This window comes from Verrucosispora sp. WMMA2121, from assembly GCF_027460185.1.
GTDB lineage: Bacteria > Actinomycetota > Actinomycetes > Mycobacteriales > Micromonosporaceae > Micromonospora > Micromonospora palythoicola.
This window is the reverse complement of the sequence record NZ_JAPZBH010000006.1, coordinates 3,189,268-3,205,937: the sequence shown is the minus strand read 5'-3', so window position 1 is coordinate 3,205,937 and position 16,670 is coordinate 3,189,268. Positions and strand designations below refer to the sequence as shown.

General features: G+C 69.9%; 14 protein-coding genes. 6 read left to right on the top strand and 8 right to left on the bottom strand.

Features of this window, described 5'->3' with window-relative positions:
* Positions 1–214 precede the first annotated feature (214 nt).
* Positions 215–1,093 carry an inositol monophosphatase family protein gene (locus O7605_RS23335; RefSeq protein ID WP_269741135.1) on the top strand — a complete coding sequence of 293 codons (879 nt, stop codon included), beginning with the start codon at positions 215–217 and terminating at the stop codon, positions 1,091–1,093.
* Positions 1,094–1,209: 116 nt separating this feature from the next.
* Entirely contained in the window at positions 1,210–2,322 is a 1,113-nt protein-coding gene (locus tag O7605_RS23330) for a hypothetical protein (RefSeq protein ID WP_269741134.1), read from the top strand.
* A gap of 13 nt (positions 2,323–2,335) precedes the next feature.
* Here O7605_RS23330 and O7605_RS23325 read toward each other — a convergent pair whose 3' ends face one another.
* Both O7605_RS23325 and O7605_RS23320 read right to left on the bottom strand, forming a co-directional pair.
* Positions 2,336–3,475, bottom strand: coding sequence for a helix-turn-helix domain-containing protein (locus O7605_RS23325; protein WP_269741133.1), 1,140 nt, complete (start codon positions 3,473–3,475; stop codon positions 2,336–2,338).
* On the bottom strand, positions 3,462–3,632 hold the full coding sequence (locus O7605_RS23320; protein WP_269741132.1) for a hypothetical protein: 171 nt from the start codon (positions 3,630–3,632) through the stop codon (positions 3,462–3,464). The genes O7605_RS23325 and O7605_RS23320 overlap by 14 nt, the downstream gene beginning before the upstream one ends.
* A 196-nt stretch (positions 3,633–3,828) precedes the next feature.
* On the opposite strand from O7605_RS23320, the gene O7605_RS23315 reads away from it, so the two are divergent.
* Together O7605_RS23315 and O7605_RS23310 are read left to right on the top strand one after the other, a co-directional pair.
* Positions 3,829–4,953: a helix-turn-helix domain-containing protein gene (locus tag O7605_RS23315; protein ID WP_269741131.1), complete on the top strand. Its 1,125-nt coding sequence runs from the start codon at positions 3,829–3,831 to the stop codon at positions 4,951–4,953.
* Positions 4,950–5,522: an HD domain-containing protein gene (locus tag O7605_RS23310; protein WP_269741130.1), complete on the top strand. Its 573-nt coding sequence runs from the start codon at positions 4,950–4,952 to the stop codon at positions 5,520–5,522. The genes O7605_RS23315 and O7605_RS23310 overlap by 4 nt, the downstream gene beginning before the upstream one ends.
* 114 nt (positions 5,523–5,636) lie before the next feature.
* Here O7605_RS23310 and O7605_RS23305 read toward each other — a convergent pair whose 3' ends face one another.
* From O7605_RS23305 to glgX, 4 genes are all read right to left on the bottom strand, one after another.
* The gene (locus O7605_RS23305; protein ID WP_269741129.1) at positions 5,637–6,656 is read right to left on the bottom strand and encodes a DUF6236 family protein; all 1,020 of its coding nucleotides are present in this window, start codon (positions 6,654–6,656) and stop codon (positions 5,637–5,639) included.
* Between the two features lie 135 nt (positions 6,657–6,791).
* On the bottom strand, positions 6,792–8,516 hold the full coding sequence (gene treZ, locus O7605_RS23300) for a malto-oligosyltrehalose trehalohydrolase (RefSeq protein WP_269741128.1): 1,725 nt from the start codon (positions 8,514–8,516) through the stop codon (positions 6,792–6,794).
* Positions 8,517–8,532: 16 nt separating this feature from the next.
* A complete protein-coding gene (treY, locus tag O7605_RS23295; RefSeq protein WP_269741127.1) occupies positions 8,533–10,818 on the bottom strand; it encodes a malto-oligosyltrehalose synthase in 2,286 nt (761 codons plus the stop codon).
* Between the two features lies 1 nt (position 10,819).
* Positions 10,820–12,937 carry a glycogen debranching protein GlgX gene (gene glgX, locus O7605_RS23290; protein WP_269741126.1) on the bottom strand — a complete coding sequence of 706 codons (2,118 nt, stop codon included), beginning with the start codon at positions 12,935–12,937 and terminating at the stop codon, positions 10,820–10,822.
* A gap of 359 nt (positions 12,938–13,296) precedes the next feature.
* Between glgX and O7605_RS23285 the strand changes: the two genes are divergently transcribed.
* Positions 13,297–14,700: a glycosyltransferase family 4 protein gene (locus tag O7605_RS23285; protein ID WP_269741125.1), complete on the top strand. Its 1,404-nt coding sequence runs from the start codon at positions 13,297–13,299 to the stop codon at positions 14,698–14,700.
* Positions 14,701–14,813: 113 nt separating this feature from the next.
* On the opposite strand, the gene O7605_RS23280 is transcribed toward O7605_RS23285, so the two are convergent.
* Positions 14,814–15,299 (bottom strand): DinB family protein, encoded by a 486-nt coding sequence (locus O7605_RS23280; protein WP_269741124.1) that lies wholly within the window; start codon positions 15,297–15,299, stop codon positions 14,814–14,816.
* Between the two features lie 129 nt (positions 15,300–15,428).
* Positions 15,429–15,875 (bottom strand): hypothetical protein, encoded by a 447-nt coding sequence (locus O7605_RS23275; RefSeq protein WP_269741123.1) that lies wholly within the window; start codon positions 15,873–15,875, stop codon positions 15,429–15,431.
* A gap of 99 nt (positions 15,876–15,974) precedes the next feature.
* Between O7605_RS23275 and O7605_RS23270 the strand changes: the two genes are divergently transcribed.
* Positions 15,975–16,544, top strand: a complete 570-nt coding sequence (locus tag O7605_RS23270; RefSeq protein ID WP_269742726.1) for a hypothetical protein — start codon at positions 15,975–15,977, stop codon at positions 16,542–16,544.
* The last annotated feature ends 126 nt before the right edge of the window (positions 16,545–16,670 follow it).

The window sequence follows — 16,670 nt, the reverse complement described above, 5'->3', positions numbered from 1 at the left end:
CCTGCCCGGCGTGTCGACCACCTCGACTGCCACAGATCGGAAGGTCAGCTCGACCGGAAACGTTCAGCGGGTGAGGCCAACCAGTGTGGCCAGGCGGGTTGCTCCGGCGGGTGCCGGGTGGCACGGAGCCAGCTCAGCGAATGAGTGCCGGAGTGGAATGATGGGACCATCGATCGAGGGCGGTGCCGAGCCGGTCGCGAGGAGTGTCGAGTCGATGAATCTTGACCCGCTGTGGGCCGACCTGACGACGGAACTGTTGACCGTCCTCGCCTCGTACCGATCCCGGGTAACGGAGTTGGACAGGCAGGAGAAGGCCGACCACACCCTGCTCACGGAGGCCGACCTCGCGGTCGAAGACATGATCATAAGAAAGATCCGCGCGGTGGACCCCGAGGCTCGCGTGCTGGCGGAGGAGTCGGGCAGCGGTGCTTGGCGGCCCGGTCACGACGAGGAACCCGAGCGGATCTGGGTGATCGACCCTATCGATGGCACCGCCGAGTTCGTCAATCCGCGCAGCACCGAATTCTGCTCGGTCGTCTGCCTACTGGAGCGACGGGAGCCGGTTGCCGCGCTCATCGTCGCGCCTGAGCTGGGAGACGGCGGCAAGCCGATCGTGGTGGTCGCCTCCCGGGCCAACCAGACGATCACCGTCAACGGCAGCGTGGCGGCGTACAACAGCGAATCCGTCCGTGTCGCATCCCTGACCCGCAGCGCCCGATCGGAAGCCCCGCCGCACGAGACTGCCATGGCCGAGGCCGGCTACGCCCTGAAGACGCGCACCACGTCACAGACGCTGGACATGCTGCGTACCGCCCTGAACCTCACCGATCTCACGACGGACGCACCGCGTTTCGACCTCTTCTACCGCCCTCGCCAGAAGGTCTGGGACGGCCTCGCAGGCTTGTGCCTCGGTGAGATCGTCGGTCTAATGTCCACAGATGTGAATGGGAGCCGTCATCTGCCGGTGCCCATGGAGACGCTCGCCCAACCTGAGCCGACTTTCGCCAGCACCGTGATGGGTCGCCCGGAGGCCGTCAAGTGGTTCGTGGAGCTAGCCCGGGACTCCCCCACCGGAACACCGAAGTCCTCGTAGACGTCACGTCGATCATCAGCGCGGAGGACTTCGTCGTCGCGCAGAACCGCGCGACTCGGCCCGACGACCCGTTCGCCCGCCAAGCGTTTGTCGAACTGATCCAATCGCTGATCTTCATGGAACGGGTGTGGGTGGCCCACCCGGTACTCGCCCACCCCAGGGCCGTCGACTTCGGGGCCAGGCCCTATCTCCTCCGGGCGCTGGCCGGCGCGGGACTGCTGCATCCTCTGCAACTGACCGATGACGAAACCGGTCGGGTACGCGAGGCCGAGGAAGCGGCGCTGCACGAGTTACAGAGCTGGCGCGGCAACCAGGTCCTCGGTCAGTTCATCGGGCAGGCTGTCACCTGCGACGATGCCCTGCCCGACTCACGGAACTCGCTGTCGAAGCGCATCCACGGCTGGTGCGCCTTCCAGGCGGCCAATGTACGGGTCGCCGGTCATCACACGGATCGAATCACCACCTCCGACGGGGTCGAGGACGACCCTTTCGGCACCTGGGCACGGGCGGCCTCGATCGTGCTACGTGGCCCGCTGCGACTGATGGCGCCGCCTGGCGAGGAGGTCTACGTCGCGGCGACATTGGCGCGCGGGCTGAAGTATCAAGCGCGCGCGGACGCCACCAGCCTGTCCTATCAGGCCCATCCCGTTCGGCGCGACTTCCTGCTGACCTTCGACCTCTCCACCGAGGGTGCGACGGAAACGGTGGTCCTCGACGTCATCAAGGCCATCCGGGGGATCCACCAGTCCCTCGTGACGGCCGCGGACGACAGCGACACGCACCGCGTACAGCTTCTCGAACTCGAACTTCCGCTGCTGGGCGGCCGTCTCTGGCAGGCGAACGAGACCGGCCGGCTCGGTGAACGCGAATGGATCGACCTGATCGTCGCCCGGATCGCCGACTACCGGGACAAGGCAGCCGAGCTGCGGGCCGCCGTCGCCCGCTGCGTCACCGACGAGGATCATCTCCGCCTCGCCCGCGACATCAACGGGGCGAAGCGACAGCTCCTGGAACGGCTCGGTCTGCGCCGGGTGGCGCTCTCGCCGGTCGAACAGGAGCTGGTCAACGGGGTGGCATCGGTGACCGAGTCGGTCCCCGGCGTACCCAAGGTCGCCGGCATGTGGATCGGCGCACGAGCGCTCGGCAAACAGGTCTCCGCCACCGGCACCCCGGTGCAACGCTTCCTATACAAGGAGTTCTACCGCGCCTGGAAACGCGCCGGCCGCTGATCCGCCGGGCTGGTCAGCGGGTGAGACCGACGAGGGTGGCCAGGCGAGCGACGCCGGCCGGGACCGGGTGACGGTGGGCGAGATCGGCGATGACGGTACGCGCCAACGGCCGGCAGCGGATCTCGGCCGGCGCGATGGCGTCGGCGTCGACCAGCGCGCGGGCCGCACCTCGCAGGTCACCGATCTGGAGGTACGCCCGCGCCACGTCCACCAGATACGCGCCCCGATGTTCGGCCGGCAACCGCCGCCATCCGTCCCGCCGCATGATCACCGAGTGGCCGTGCACCGCCGCCCCCGCGTCCCCCAACTCGATCGCCACCACCACCCGTGCCAACTCGACGGCCGCCGGCCCGAACCCAGTCCGCTGCGTGTCTTCACGAACCTTGGCGGCGAGCCCGGCCGCCCATCCAATCAACTCGGCGGCACGTCGGGCTTCGCCGCACCCTGCGGCAGCCAGCGCACCCTCAAGCAGCAACGTTCCTTGTACGGCGGCATGGTGTGGCCCGAGGTGGCTCGCGGCGGCATTCGTCGCGGCCAGGGCCAGCCGGTGCCGGCTCAGCGCCCGCAACGCCTGCCCCACCGACACCGCCGCCGACGCGGACAGCAACGCGTCACCGCTCGCCGCGCCCATCGCCCGGTCTGCGGCCAGCCAGCCGAGGTCGGCCTCGCCGAGCTTCACCAGCACCGACACGGTGATCCGGTACGCCTGCACTAGCAGGTCTCGCACCGGCGACGCATGAGCGGCGTCCAGCAACCCCGGCAATGCCCGCACCAACGGCGCGTAGTGCGCATGCTGGAAACTCAACCAGGCATGCTCGACCTGCCGACGCACCTCGACAGGCGAGACAGGATCGCCGAGCGCCCGGTCGTAGCGGGCCAGCGCCGCCCGGATCCCGTCCACCCCGTCCGGCGTACCGGCATCCTGCTGCTGCGGCGGGCGACGCTGACCGAGCAGCACCATCGGATCGACCCGCAACACCTCGCCGATCTGCTGGATCGTCGGGTACCGGTCCAGTCGCCGGGCACCCCGTTCCACCTTGTCCACCCAGCTTTTCGACTTACCCAACCGGTCGGCGAGCATCTGCTGGGTCATCCCACGCCGGACCCGCCAGCGCGCCACCCGCCGACCGATCGGCAGCTCACCGCTGCTCACGCCGCCACCGCCGGTCCGGCACCGCCCGCGTGGTCTCCTCAACCGGTACGCGCTCCGCCTCAGCCTGCTCCAACAGCCGCCGCCTAGCCGCCTCGCGCTCAGCCGCCTCCACCTGCTCGCTCCGGCTCACCGCCGACTTGTCGCGTGCCCCAGACATGTCGTGTCCTTTCCAGCAGTGCGGACATGGCCGAACTCGAATCACGGCCCGGATGTGGCACTCTCAGTAATCACGACGCTACGATCACGACGGCAGTCGTAGGACTCACCAGCAGTACGGATGCGCAGGCCACGCTCCGCGCGAGAGAGGCAGTCGGCGGGACAAACATCGACCACTGGTCAACGTGGGGGTATAGGTGTCGGTTCACGCTCGATCGTCCAGGCCGCAGGGCTACGTGACCGGGTACTTGCTGAAGCTGATCCGCGAGTCCATCCCGTTGACGCAGGAACAAGTTGCCGCCGAGTTGGGGGTCGACCGCGCAACGGTGCAGAGCTGGGAATCCGGGCGACGGTCCTTCACGGCCGTGCCTTTCGGGCAGGCGCTCACAGTCCGTCAGAAGCTTGGCAGGCTCGGAGCCAGTGTCCGATTGCTTGCCGCCGTCGACGACGCCGCCGAGGCAGACTCCATCGTCGCCAACATCCTTGACCAGCAGATGGAGCGAGCCGACCTGAGTCAACAAGCGCTTGGCTGGTCGGTGCTCACCCACCGGCTGAGTGATCTGATCGTCTGGGCGGTCACCGGCCGACGACCGAGCTTCGTGAGAGACCTCCCATCACCTCACCCGCGCCGAGGTCCGGTCGCCGACGGACCGATCCTCCCCGCCGATCAGCGTCACGCCTTCTTCCAGCAACTTCACGTGCTGGCCGAACGTGCTGCCGCTGGTCGGCACGACCTGCTACACCGGCAAGCCTGCTTCCTCGCCGGCACCGATCCCACGAAGGAGTCCGCCTCCTGGCTCGCGCAGCACAACTCCCGGACGGCACGCCGGATGACCAGCCTCCACACCTGGTCACCGACGTGGGCTGACGCCCGATCAGTGGTCACCTCGCTGGCCAACCAAGGCAACCCAGAACCACTCCGCGACTTCATCGCACGCGCCCACCCGGACGATGCCTGCCAGCACGCGGCGCTGAACTACTCGGCCTACTGGGTCGGCGAACTTCCCTACCGCCAGCGAAACGACTCCTTCATGCCCGCCGCTCGCACCGACTGGCGCGGGTCACGCCTCCTCCGCCACCTGGTGGCGCGCCTCAGAGCCGGACACCCGTTCGTGGACCTCAACATTCACAACACGTGGGCTCTGCTCGCCGCCCGGCGAGGACTCTCCCACGACGACCCTGCCACCAGCCGAGCGTTGGTCGACCGCAGCACCGCCCTACTCGATCACTACAGCATCTCTGCACAGTCCAGGCAGGAACTAACGTCTATCGTCTACAGCCTGCGAGCGGACGGAATCACGGGCACAAGGACGGGCACATGAGCGACGACCACGAGGCCGCCGGGGCGATGAGCTTCATTTTCGAGGCAGGTGTGCTCAAACGCGCCGCCCGCACCGGCTGGTGGTTCGCCGGGGTCAAGCACCCTGAGTCGATCGCCGAGCACTCGTTCCGCACCGCGATCATCGGCATGATCCTCGCCTCGATGGAGGGCGCCGATCCGGCTCGGGTCTCCATGCTCTGCACCCTGCACGACACCCAGGAAACCCGGATCACCGACATCCCGCACATCGCCAAGCGTTACCTCACCGCCGTGCCCAACACCACCGTCACCGCCGACCAGGTCGCCGCCTGCCCACCCGTCGTCGCCGACGTCATCAACGCTGCCGTCGCCGAGTACGAAGCAGGCGAAACCCTCGAATCCATCGTCGCCCGCGACGCCGACAAACTCGAATGCCTCGTCCAAGCCGTCGAGTACCGGCATCAGGGCATCGACGACGTTCAGCGCTGGATCGACAGCTCCCGCGCCGCCCTCAAGACCGCATCCGCCCACCGTCTCGCCGACGCCGCCCTCACCGGACAACCCCTCGCCTGGCTTCAAAGCCGCCCGTAAGCCCCCTGAAAGGTTCACAACTCACCCCATCCCGCGCGAACGTCGGCGCCGGATGCGGCAGAGCGTCTTAATCACCCTCGCCCCCGATTAGCTGTTTTCAGCCGCGATTATCGCTCAAGCAGCACCTCCTACTGCTTCTTTCACGCGGTGCAAGTACTTGAAGTCTGCCAGTTTTCTTGAGTCATTACCGGCGCGCCGGATTCGACCCGTCGCCATATTCACCACGATCGAGGAGAGGACTCCCATAGGAACAGCGAGTGCCGGCTCGGCGATCGCCCCAATGCCGGCAGCCCCGATGGCGACCGTCACCGCAAGCGGCCGAGCAACAAGGTTCAACTTCCGACCTTGGGCAGCAGCACGCACATCGGTCAACGCTTCGCTGAGTTCTTTTTCGACCAGACTGAAGGCGTCCTGCGGATGGCGGCCAGCCTGCTTCAGCCTGTGAAGCATCTCATCGATTGCGAACATCAGTCGCTGACGCTCGTCATCATATTCTTCGCGAAAACGGACGAGATCGTTGATTCGAATGTCACTGCTCGGAACCGGCAGCAGCGACCCTACATCGACGTGCCAACAGGCGGTCACGTCATAGTCCGACAGCGGCTCCGTACCGAGGCGGTGAGCAACCTCATGGTCCGTGTACGGGCGCAACCCTTCCGGCCCGATACAGCCGGAACGATCATTGTGCTCGGCTGCGATTCGTCCGGCGATAAGGCTCACCACGACGTTGAGCAAGGCGGGCGCGGCCACAAGCCGGGAGGGGCTGTCCGGGTGAGGATACACCAACTGCCGTTGCAGCAGTTCATCGACGACGCTGCCATGCAGCTTTTCGACGTGGAGCGTACTGAATTCGCCGCTCGGCGGTGCCGTTGGCGGCAGCAGGTCGTCGGTCGGAATCCTTCTCAGCACACGTTCGAGTTCCCCTTCGATCTCGTGGAGCGCATAAGGGCCGAATGCACGATTGGCTTCGAGTGGTCGATAGAGGCCCGCATCCTGAACCTCTCGCATCCACGCGCTCAGCCTGGCTTCCCATCCCGGAGCCACGACCGTCGCAAGATTATCCCAGTAAAGGATCGCCCGCTGCAAAACCGACCGGGGCGCATTCGCGAAAGGATAGTAGAGCATCCCGGCCATATCGACCTCCAGAACACCGGCTCATCCCAAGCTAACCGACGCAAGCCAACTAGCTTTCGCTAGAAGGTCAAGTCGACTGTCGCGATGGTGACAGCAACGATTGATGTCCAGCATCACCGGTTCGGGTCCACTGGATCACAATGCGACGATGGCTGCTGTCTCTGCTGGCAACTCGATGCGGTCGCGTTGCACGGTGACACCGCTCCCGGTTGCCAGCAGAACCCGCCTCGCCACCCCCGGCAGGGTCACCCGCTGGGGCTTGCCGGCCAGGTTCGCCGCGACCAGGCAGCCACCCCGGCGCATCACCAGGAACTGGTCGCCGTGGCGTACCTCCATCGCGAACAGGTGTGGATCCGACAGCTCCGGGCGGGACTTGCGCAGGGCGATGAGGCGGCGGTGGAAGTCGTACATCTCGCGGTGTTCGGGTTTGTCCAGCTCAGCCCAGTCGAGCCGGGACCGGAGGAAGGTCTGCGGGTCCTGCGGGTCCGGCACGTCGCCGGGCGGCCAGCCGTGGGCGGCGAACTCCGCGCGGCGGCCGGAGACGACCGCGGTGGCCAGTTCCGGCTCCGGGTGCGAGGTGAAGTACTGCCAGGGCGTCGAGGCGGCCCACTCCTCCCCCATGAACAGCATCGGGGTGAACGGCGCGGTCATCAGCAGGGTCGCACCCACCCGCAGCAGCGCCGGGGACAGCGAGGCCGAGAGGCGGTCACCGACCGCGCGGTTGCCGATCTGGTCGTGGTTCTGCAGGTACGCGACGAAGCGGTGGCCAGGGGTGCGCTGGTCGACCGGGCGGCCGTGTTGGCGGCTGCGGAAGCTGGACCAGGTGCCGGTGTGGAAGAAGCCACCGGTGAGCACCTCCACCAGGCACTCCATGGTGCCGAAGTCGCCGTAGTAGCCCTGCCGTTCGCCGGTGAGCAGGGTGTGCAGGGCGTGGTGGGCGTCGTCGTTCCACTGGGCGTGCAGGCCGTGGCCGCCGGCCTCCCGGGGGGTGATGAGCCGAGGGTCGTTGAGGTCGGACTCGGCGATCAGGGACAGCGGGCGGCCCAGGTGGGTCGAGAGGCTCTCGACCTCGACGGCGATCTCTTCGAGCAGGTGCACGGCGCGGGTGTCGGGCATGGCGTGCACGGCGTCCAGGCGCAGCCCGTCGACGTGGTAGTCGCGCAGCCACATCAGCACGCTGTCGATGATGAACCGGCGCACCCCGTCGGAGTGCGGGCCGTCCAGGTTGATCGCCTGACCCCAGGGGGTGTGCCGCTCCCCCACATAGGGCGCGAACTTCGGCGCGTAGGCCCCGGAGGGCCCGAAATGGTTGTAGACGACGTCGAGGATCACCCCCAGACCGCGAGCGTGGGCGGCGTCCACGAACCGTTTCAGGCCGTCCGGTCCGCCGTAGGGTTCGTGCGGGGCGTACCAGCAGACGCCGTCGTAGCCCCAGTTGTGTTCTCCGTTGAAGGCGTTGACCGGCAGCAGTTCGATCATGTCGACACCCAGGTCGACCAGGTGGTCGAGTCTGCCGATGGCGGCGTCGAAGGTGCCTTCCGGGGTGAAGGTGCCGACGTGCAGCTCATACAGGATGCTGCCGGGCAGTTGCCGGCCGGTCCACGTGCCATCGCTCCAGCGGAACGCCGCGTGGTCGTAGATCCTGCTGGGGCCGTGCACCCCGGAGGGCTGCCAGGCCGACCGGGGGTCGGGCAGCGGCTGGTCGTCGTCGTCGAGCAGGAACGCGTAGTCGGTGCCGGCGTCGGGCACCTCGACGCGCCACCAGCCGCCCCGGCCGGCCCGCATCTCGTGGTCGGTGACACCCGGCAGGTGCAGCCTCACCCGTCTCGCCTCGGGTGCCCAGACGGTGAACTCGGTCATGACGCAGCCTCCCGGGTCAGGTGGTGGGCACCAGCAGCGCGACGGGATAGGTGGTCAACAGGTCCGTGAGACGGACCTGAGAGCCACTGTAGACCCGACCGGTGAACAGGCACGACATCTCTTTAACGGGTAGTGACAGGGTGGTGTCCCGCCAGCCGCCGGCCGCCGCCAGCCGCAGCGGCAGCCGGGTGGCCACGGCGACCGCGCCGCCCCGGTCGAAGGCCACGGCGTGCCGGGCCGCCGGCCCGTGGACGATGAGCGGCTGGTAGTCGCCGAACAGCTCCGGGTGGTCGCGACGCGCCCGCAGGGTCCGCGACACCACGAGCAGCTTCGCCGCGCCGGTCTCGTCCACCGGCGGCTGCCAGCCGGCGTCGAGCCGGGCCAGCAGTTCCCGGCGTACGACGAAGTCGACCGGCCGGCGGTTGTCCGGGTCGACCAGGGAGTTGTCCCACAGCTCCGTGCCCTGGTAGGTGTCGGGTATCCCGGGCATGGCCAGTTGCACGAGTTTCTGCCCGAGCGAGTTCGACCAGCCGGGCGGGGTGATCTCGGCGGCGAAGGCGGCCAGCTCCGCGGTGACGGCCGGGTCGTCGTACATGGCGTCGACCAGGGCGTGCATGGCGCGTTCGAAGGCGGGGTCGGGGTCCGTCCAGCTGGTCGAGGCCGCCGCCTCCCGGGCGGCCTTCTCCGCGTACGCGTGCAGGCGCTCGCGTTCGATGGGCCAGGCACCGACGGCGGTCTGCCACAGCAGGTGGGCCAGGGCGGCGTCGGGCAGCGGCACCGCGGCCATCCAGCGGGTGACCGTCTCGGCCCAGCGCTGCGGCAGCTCGGCGAGGACGGCGAGGCGGGCACGGACGTCCTCGCCCCGTTTCGTGTCGTGGGTCGACAGGGTGGTCATGCTCGCCGGCCAGCGTTCGTGGCGGGCTGCGGCGAAGCGGTGGAACCGGCCGGGCAGGGTGCCGAAGTGGGTGGGGCTGCCGCCGACCTCGTTGAGGGCGATGAAGCGGCTCCACCGGTAGTACGCGGTGTCCTCGACGCCCTTGGCCATCACCGCGCCGGTGAACTGTGGGAAGCGGCGGGCCAGTTCGTCGTCGGGGTCGCGCAGCCGGCGGGTGATCGCGTCCAGCGCGCCGGTCAGGTCGGTGCGGCGGCGGCCGGCCTCGGCGCGGGCGTTGGCCAGGTGCCGGGCGCCGTCGGGCGGGTAGCCCCGGTAGACGGCGAAGGCGGCGGCGAGTTCGGCCAGGACGGCGCGGGCGGCGTCCGGGTCGACGTCGGGGGCGAGCGCGGCCAGCCGGGTCAGTTCGGCGGCCAGCAGCCGGGTGGCGGCACCGAGTTTCGTGTCGTGGGTCAGGTCGGCCCAGGAGGTGGCCCGGCCGGCGAGGCGGGTGTCCAGGGCGGTGAAGTCGGCCTCGGCGTCCCCGTCGACGAAGAGCCCTCCGACGGCGCCCAGCGCGTCGTAGCCGGTGGTGCCGTCGACCGGCCAGCCGGGCAGTTCCTCGCCGTACTCCAGGATCTTCTCCACGATCAGCCACGCCTCGGGGGCGGCTTCCCGCAGCCGGGCCAGGTAGCCGGCGGGGTCGCGCAGCCCGTCGGGGTGGTCGACCCGGATGCCGTCGACCTCGCCGGCCGCCGCCCAGGCCAGGACCAGCTCGTGGGTGGCGGCGAACACGTCCGGGTCCTCCACCCGCAGCCCGGCCAGGCTGGAGACGGCGAAGAACCGGCGGTACGTCAGCTCGGCGTCGCCGCGTCGCCAGGACACCAGCTCGTAGTGCTGCCGGTCGTGCACCTCGCGGGCGGTGCCGTCGCCGGTGCCGTCGGCGACCGGGAAGCGGTGCTCGTGGTAGCGCAGCTCCCCGTCGGCGAGCTTGAGGTCGTCGAGCGCGTCGGGGGTGTCGGCGAGCACCGGCAGCAGCAGCCGTCCCCGCTGCCAGTCGATGTCGAACCAGCCGGCGTACGCCGACTCGCGGCCCCGGCGCAGCACGTCCCACCAGGCCGGGTTGGCGGCCGGCACGGCCACTCCGGCGTGGTTCGGCACGATGTCCACGACCAGACCGAGGCCGGCGTCGCGCAGCGCCCGCAGCAGCCGCTGCCGGCCGGCCTCGCCGCCGAGTTCCGGGTTGACCTGCCGGTGGTCGACGACGTCGTAGCCGTGCGCGCTGCCCGGGGCGGCGGCCAGCAGCGGCGCGCTGTAGAGGTGGGTGACGCCGAGGTCGGCGAGGTAGCCGGCGAGGTCGGCGGTGGCGGCCAGGTCGAAGCCGGGGCGCACCTGCACCCGGTAGGTGGCGGTGACGGGCTTCGCGGGCATGTCAGGCCACCCTCTCCAACACCAGCAGGGAGCGGTCCGGTACACAGAGCGTGCCGCCGGCCTCCACGGTGGTGCCCTTGTCCTGGTCCGGTTCGGCGGTGCTGATCACCAGTTCCCACCGGTGGCCGAACTCGGCTGGCGGGAGGGTGAAGTCCAACGGTGCGTCGTGGGCGTTGAAGCAGAGCCAGAACGAGTCGTCGTGGTGGCGTTGGCCGTACTGGCCGCGTTCGCGGATGCCTTCGCCGTTGACGAACAGCGCCACCGAGCGGCCGAAGTCGTTGCCCCAGTCCTCGCCGGTCATCTCCCGACCGTCGGGGGTGTACCAGGCCAGGTCGGGCAGCGGCTCGTCGACCTCGCGACCGTGCACCGGCAGGCCGGTGAAGAACCGGCGACGCCGGAACACCTGGTGCTGGCGGCGGAACTCGACGAGCCGGCGGGTGAAGTCGAGCAGCTCGGTGTCGGCGTCGTCCCAGTCGATCCAGGCCAGTTCGCTGTCCTGGCAGTAGGCGTTGTTGTTGCCCCGCTGGGTGCGGCCCAGCTCGTCGCCGTGGCCGATCATCGGTACGCCCTGCGACAGCAGCAGGGTGGCGATGAAGTTGCGGCGCTGCCGGGCACGCAGGCTGAGGATTCCGGGGTCGTCGGTGTCGCCCTCGACACCACAGTTCCAGGAGCGGTTGTGGCTCTCGCCGTCGCGGTTGTCCTCGCCGTTGGCCTCGTTGTGCTTGTCGTTGTACGACACCAGGTCGTTGAGGGTGAACCCGTCGTGGCAGGTGACGAAGTTGATGCTGTGGAAGGGGCGGCGGCCGTCGTCCTGGTAGAGGTCGGCGGAGCCGGAGATGCGGGAGGCGAACTCGGCGAGGGTGGCCGGTTCACCACGCCAGAAGTCGCGGACGGTGTCCCGGTACTTGCCGTTCCACTCGGTCCACTGCGGCGGGAAGTTGCCGACCTGGTAGCCGCCGGGGCCGACGTCCCACGGTTCGGCGATCAGCTTCACCCGGCTGACCACCGGGTCCTGCTGCACCACCTCGAAGAAGGTGGAGAGCCGGTCCACCTCGTAGAACTCGCGGGCCAGGGTGGCGGCCAGGTCGAAGCGGAAGCCGTCGACGTGCATCTCGGTCACCCAGTAGCGCAACGAATCCATGATCAGTTGCAGGGAGTGGGGGCTGCGGACGTTGAGGCTGTTGCCGGTGCCGGTGTAGTCGACGTAGTAGCGCCGGTCTTCCTCGGACAGCCGGTAGTAGCTGGGGTTGTCGACGCCCTTGAAGCTCAGCGTCGGCCCGAGGTGGTTGCCCTCGGCGGTGTGGTTGTAGACCACGTCGAGGATCACCTCGATGCCGGCGGCGTGCAGCGCCTTGACCATGCCCCGGAACTCCTGCACCTGCTGGCCGAGGTGGCCCAGGGCGGAGTACGCGTGGTGCGGGGCGAAGAAGCCGATGGTGTTGTAACCCCAGTAGTTGCGCAGCCCCAGGTCGGTCAGGCGGTGGTCGTTGACGAACTGGTGCACCGGCATCAGCTCGATGGCGGTGATCCCGAGCCGGGTCAGGTGTTCGATCATCGGGGGCGAGGCGATGCCGGCGTACGTGCCGCGCAGTTCCTCGGGGATGCCGGGCAGCCGCATGGTCAGCCCGCGGACGTGGGCCTCGTAGATGACCGAGTGGTGGTACGGGATACGCGGTGGCGCGTCGTTGCCCCAGTCGAAGTAGGGGTTCACCACCACCGACTTCGGCATGTACGGCGCCGAGTCGTCGGTGTTGATCCGCTCGGGGTCGCCGTGGACGTAGTCGTAGACCGCCGGATCCCACCGCACGTCACCGTCGATGGCCTTGGCGTACGGGTCGATGAGCAGCTTGGCCGGGTTGCAACGCAGCCCGTTCGCCGGGTCGTACGGGCCGTGCACCCGGTAGCCGTACCGCTGGCCCGGCCCGACCCCCGGGATGTACGCGTGCCAGACGTACGCGTCGACCTCCCGCAGCTCGACCCGGCGCTCGTGGCCCACGTCCCACTCGTCGAAGAGGCAGAGTTCGATCTTCTCGGCCACCTCGGAGAAGATCGCGAAGTTGGTGCCCATCCCGTCGTAGGTGGCCCCGAGGGGGTATCGCTCGCCCGGCCAGACCTGCATCTCGCTCCTTCGGCCCACATGTCATGAGCGCGCCCGCACCATGAGCGCACCCGCCGGAGCCACCGGTGATGCGCGCGGCCGTAATGCCCCGCACGGTCCACCGCCAATCCATCCGATCGGGTGAATGCCCGGTGTCCGCGCGTCCGAGTCCAGATGAACCCTGCGGTGTCGTCGGTCACTGAGGCCCTCTTCGAGATGCGGGATCGGCCGTCATGACGTTTCCTTGTTCGCGGGCGCGTCGTCCGCGCGCCTACCAGATCCTCGCACCGCCGGCGCGTTCACGCGTGTCCGAAACCCAACCCTGCCCGCTCGCCGCCACCGACGTCGGCGCGTTCCTTCCTGCACGGACGGAGACTGATGTGACCACCCTGCGGGTCGGCGGACGGACCGCCACCGCTTCGGACCGCGTCCACCGCCCCACGCTCACCTCGCGTTCCCAGGTCCCGGCGTCGTCCGGTCCCACCGCCGGGTCGCAGCCCCGCCGCATCCTGATGCTGTCGTGGGAGTACCCACCCGTGCTCGTCGGTGGGCTGGGTCGACACGTGCACGCCCTGTCGGTGGCCCTGGCCGCCGCCGGTCACCAGGTCACCGTCGTCACCCGCCACACCGACGGTGCCCCGCTGGAGGAGTACGTCGACGGGGTGCGCGTCGTCCGTGCCGCCGAGGACCCGGTGACGTTCCCGCTGGCCACCAGCTCGCTGCTGGCCTGGACGATGGCGTTCAACCACACCCTGACCCGGGCCGCGCTGCGCGCCGCCGCCACCGGTGGCTACGACGTGATCCACGCCCACGACTGGCTCGTCGCGCACACCGCGATGACCCTGCGCGACCACCTCGACCTCCCCCTCGTCACCACCATCCACGCCACCGAAGCCGGCCGGCACCAAGGCTGGCTGCCCGAGGAGATGAACCGCACCATCCACGGGGTGGAGCACTGGCTGGGCGGCGAGTCGAACCGGGTCATCGTCTGCTCCGGCTACATGCGCGACGAGGTGACCGGCCTGTTCGGCGTGCCGAACGGGCGGGTCGACGTGGTGCCCAACGGGGTCGAGCCGCATCGCTGGCGGGTCTCCGCCGCCGCCGTGGCGGCGGCGCGGGCCCGGTTCGCCGGGGACGGTCCGCTGGTCACGTTCGCCGGCCGGCTGGTGTACGAGAAGGGTGTGCAGCACCTGATCGCCGGGCTGCCCCGGCTGCGGGAGCGGCACCCGGGGCTGCGCGCGGTGATCGTCGGCGACGGACCGTACCGGGGTGAGCTGGAGGCCGACGTGCGTCGACTCGGCCTCGCCGGCACGGTCAGCCTGCCCGGCTTCCTCGGCGGCACCGACCTGCCCGCGGTGATGGCCGCCTCGGACTGCTTCGCCGTGCCCAGCATCTACGAGCCGTTCGGCATGGTCGCGTTGGAGGGCGCCGCCGCCGGTGCGCCGCTGGCGGTCGCCGAGACCGGCGGGCTGGCCGAGATCGTCGAGCCGGGCGTCACCGGGGTGACCTTCCGGCCGCACGACCCGGACGCGCTCACCGACGCGGTGCACACCCTGCTCTCCGACGCCGAACGCGCCCGGACGCTGGCCCGCCGGGCCCGGGCCATGGTGCACGACCGGTACGGCTGGGCCGCCATCGCCAGCCGTACCGCCTCGACGTACGCCTCGGCGATCGCCCAGGCACCGACGTTCACCGCCGACCGCGCGACGCGGCAGATGGCACACGGGCGGGCCCTGCCGGCGATCCCGGAGGGCAACCTGCTCGCCGCCGCCGGCCTGCGCTGACCGCTGCCGTCGTTGACGCGCTTCCGGCCCGCTCGCAGTCGCCCCGACCTGGCCCTCGGCCGGTCGGGGCGCTGAGCCGGCCGCAGGTCGGGCGACGCTGACCGGGTGGCCGGCTATCGGGGCCCGAGGCCGGTCCGGCCGTCGAGCAACTCGCGCGCCGCGTCGAGATGACCCGCGTGGCGTGCGGTCTCCTCGATCATGTGCAGGACGACGCGCCGCAGGTCGGTGATCTCATCTCCGAGCGGACCGGGGTGCCGTTGGCGTACCGGCGCGGACAGCGGCGTGCCGGCGAGGACGGCGTCGGACCGCTCGCACTGGGCCCGGTAGAACTCCAGCACCACCGCCGGCGGTCGGGGCGTGGTCAACGGCGCGTGGTCGTCGTCGGGCCAGGCCAGCGGCTCGACCGAGCCGAACATGATCTCCTGGAACCAGTGCCGCTCGGCGTAGCCGAGGTGTTCCACCAGGCCCAGCGGCGTCCACCCGGAGGGCAGCACGGCGGTGGTCAGGGCCGTCACGTCGAGCCCGTCGATGATCGCGAGGACGCTTGCCCGCTGCGCCCTCAGGAACATCGACAGCGCGCTCTTCTCCTCGTCGCCCATTGCGTGCACCCTCTCCCCCGCCAGCCGGTGGCCCCTGTCGGAACGCGTCGCCCGGATCGGCGCCAGCGAATGCGGGACGGTAGCAGCCCCGACCGACAGCACTCGCTATACGACCCCTGGCGGCAACCCCTAGTCCAGCAGCCAGTGGTGCAGTCGCATGCCGTACGGGGTCAGCGCGAGGACGGCTGTCGCGCACCACAGGGCGGTGCCGACGGCGAGCCGACGGAACGTGGACCGATCGCCGACCTGCCAGGTGCGGGCGAGGGACACCAACCCGAGAAGCAGGGCCAGCGCGGCAAGCGGCTGGACGAACATCGCCACCACGCGGCTGAGTTCGAAGACCCAGAGCAGTGGATTCCACACCGAGTCGGGCCCGAAGGGCGGGAGGGAGTCCTTCGGATCGCCCAACCGCTCCACCCCCGGGCTCAGCAGCGCCGGCAGGTCGTCGACGCGCAGGGCGGCCGTGAGCAGCACACCGAAACTGCCGACGAGCGCGGCGGCCAGCATCGACAGTTGGGCCGCCAGCACCACCCGCCCGCCGAGCGAGATCGGTCGGACCCGCACCTGCTGACTCATGGGCGGCACGGTACCGCTCACCCGGTTGGTGCGGCAGCCCCGGAAAAGACGGGGCCGCCGGCCGGCCGGGCGACTGGCAGCATGGTGGACATGACGGGGATGGACGGTGGCGAAGTCGACCAGGCGGTGGCCGAGATGGTGCGGACGCTCACGCCGCACGTGTCGCGGGACTGGCGGGAGCACCGGGCGGGGACCCTGGAGTGGAGTTGCTGGACGACGGCGGCCCACGTCGCCCACGACCTGCTGGCGTACGCGGGTCAGGTCGCGGCCCGCCCGGACGAGGCGTACCTGCCGTTCGACCTGGCCGTCCGGGACGACGCCGCACCGCGCGACGTCCTCGCCGTGGTCACCGCCTGCGGGCGGCTGTTGAGCAACGCGGTCGGTGCCGCCGAACCGGCCGCCCGTGGCTGGCACTGGGGGCCGACCGACCCGGGTGGCTTCGCCGCACTCGGGGTCAACGAGACGCTCGTGCACACCTGGGACATCGCCCAGGGGCTCGGCATCGACTGGCGGCCACCGGCGGAGCTGTGCGCGGCAGTGCTCGCCCGGCTCTTTCCGCAGGCCCCGGCCGGGGATCCGGTCGATGTGCTGCTCTGGTGCACCGGCCGGGCCGAGCTGGTCGGCCATCCCCGGGTGACGTCCTGGGTGCTGAAGGCCGCCGTCGGCTGACCCGCCCGGCGGGCACACCGCCGGGCGGCACGTGGGACCGCACCGCCGGGTGCCACCGGACCTGTTCGGGTGGTTCGGTCCGCCGTTACGATCTTGTGTCCACACTGGTCGGCACGGCTGCGCATC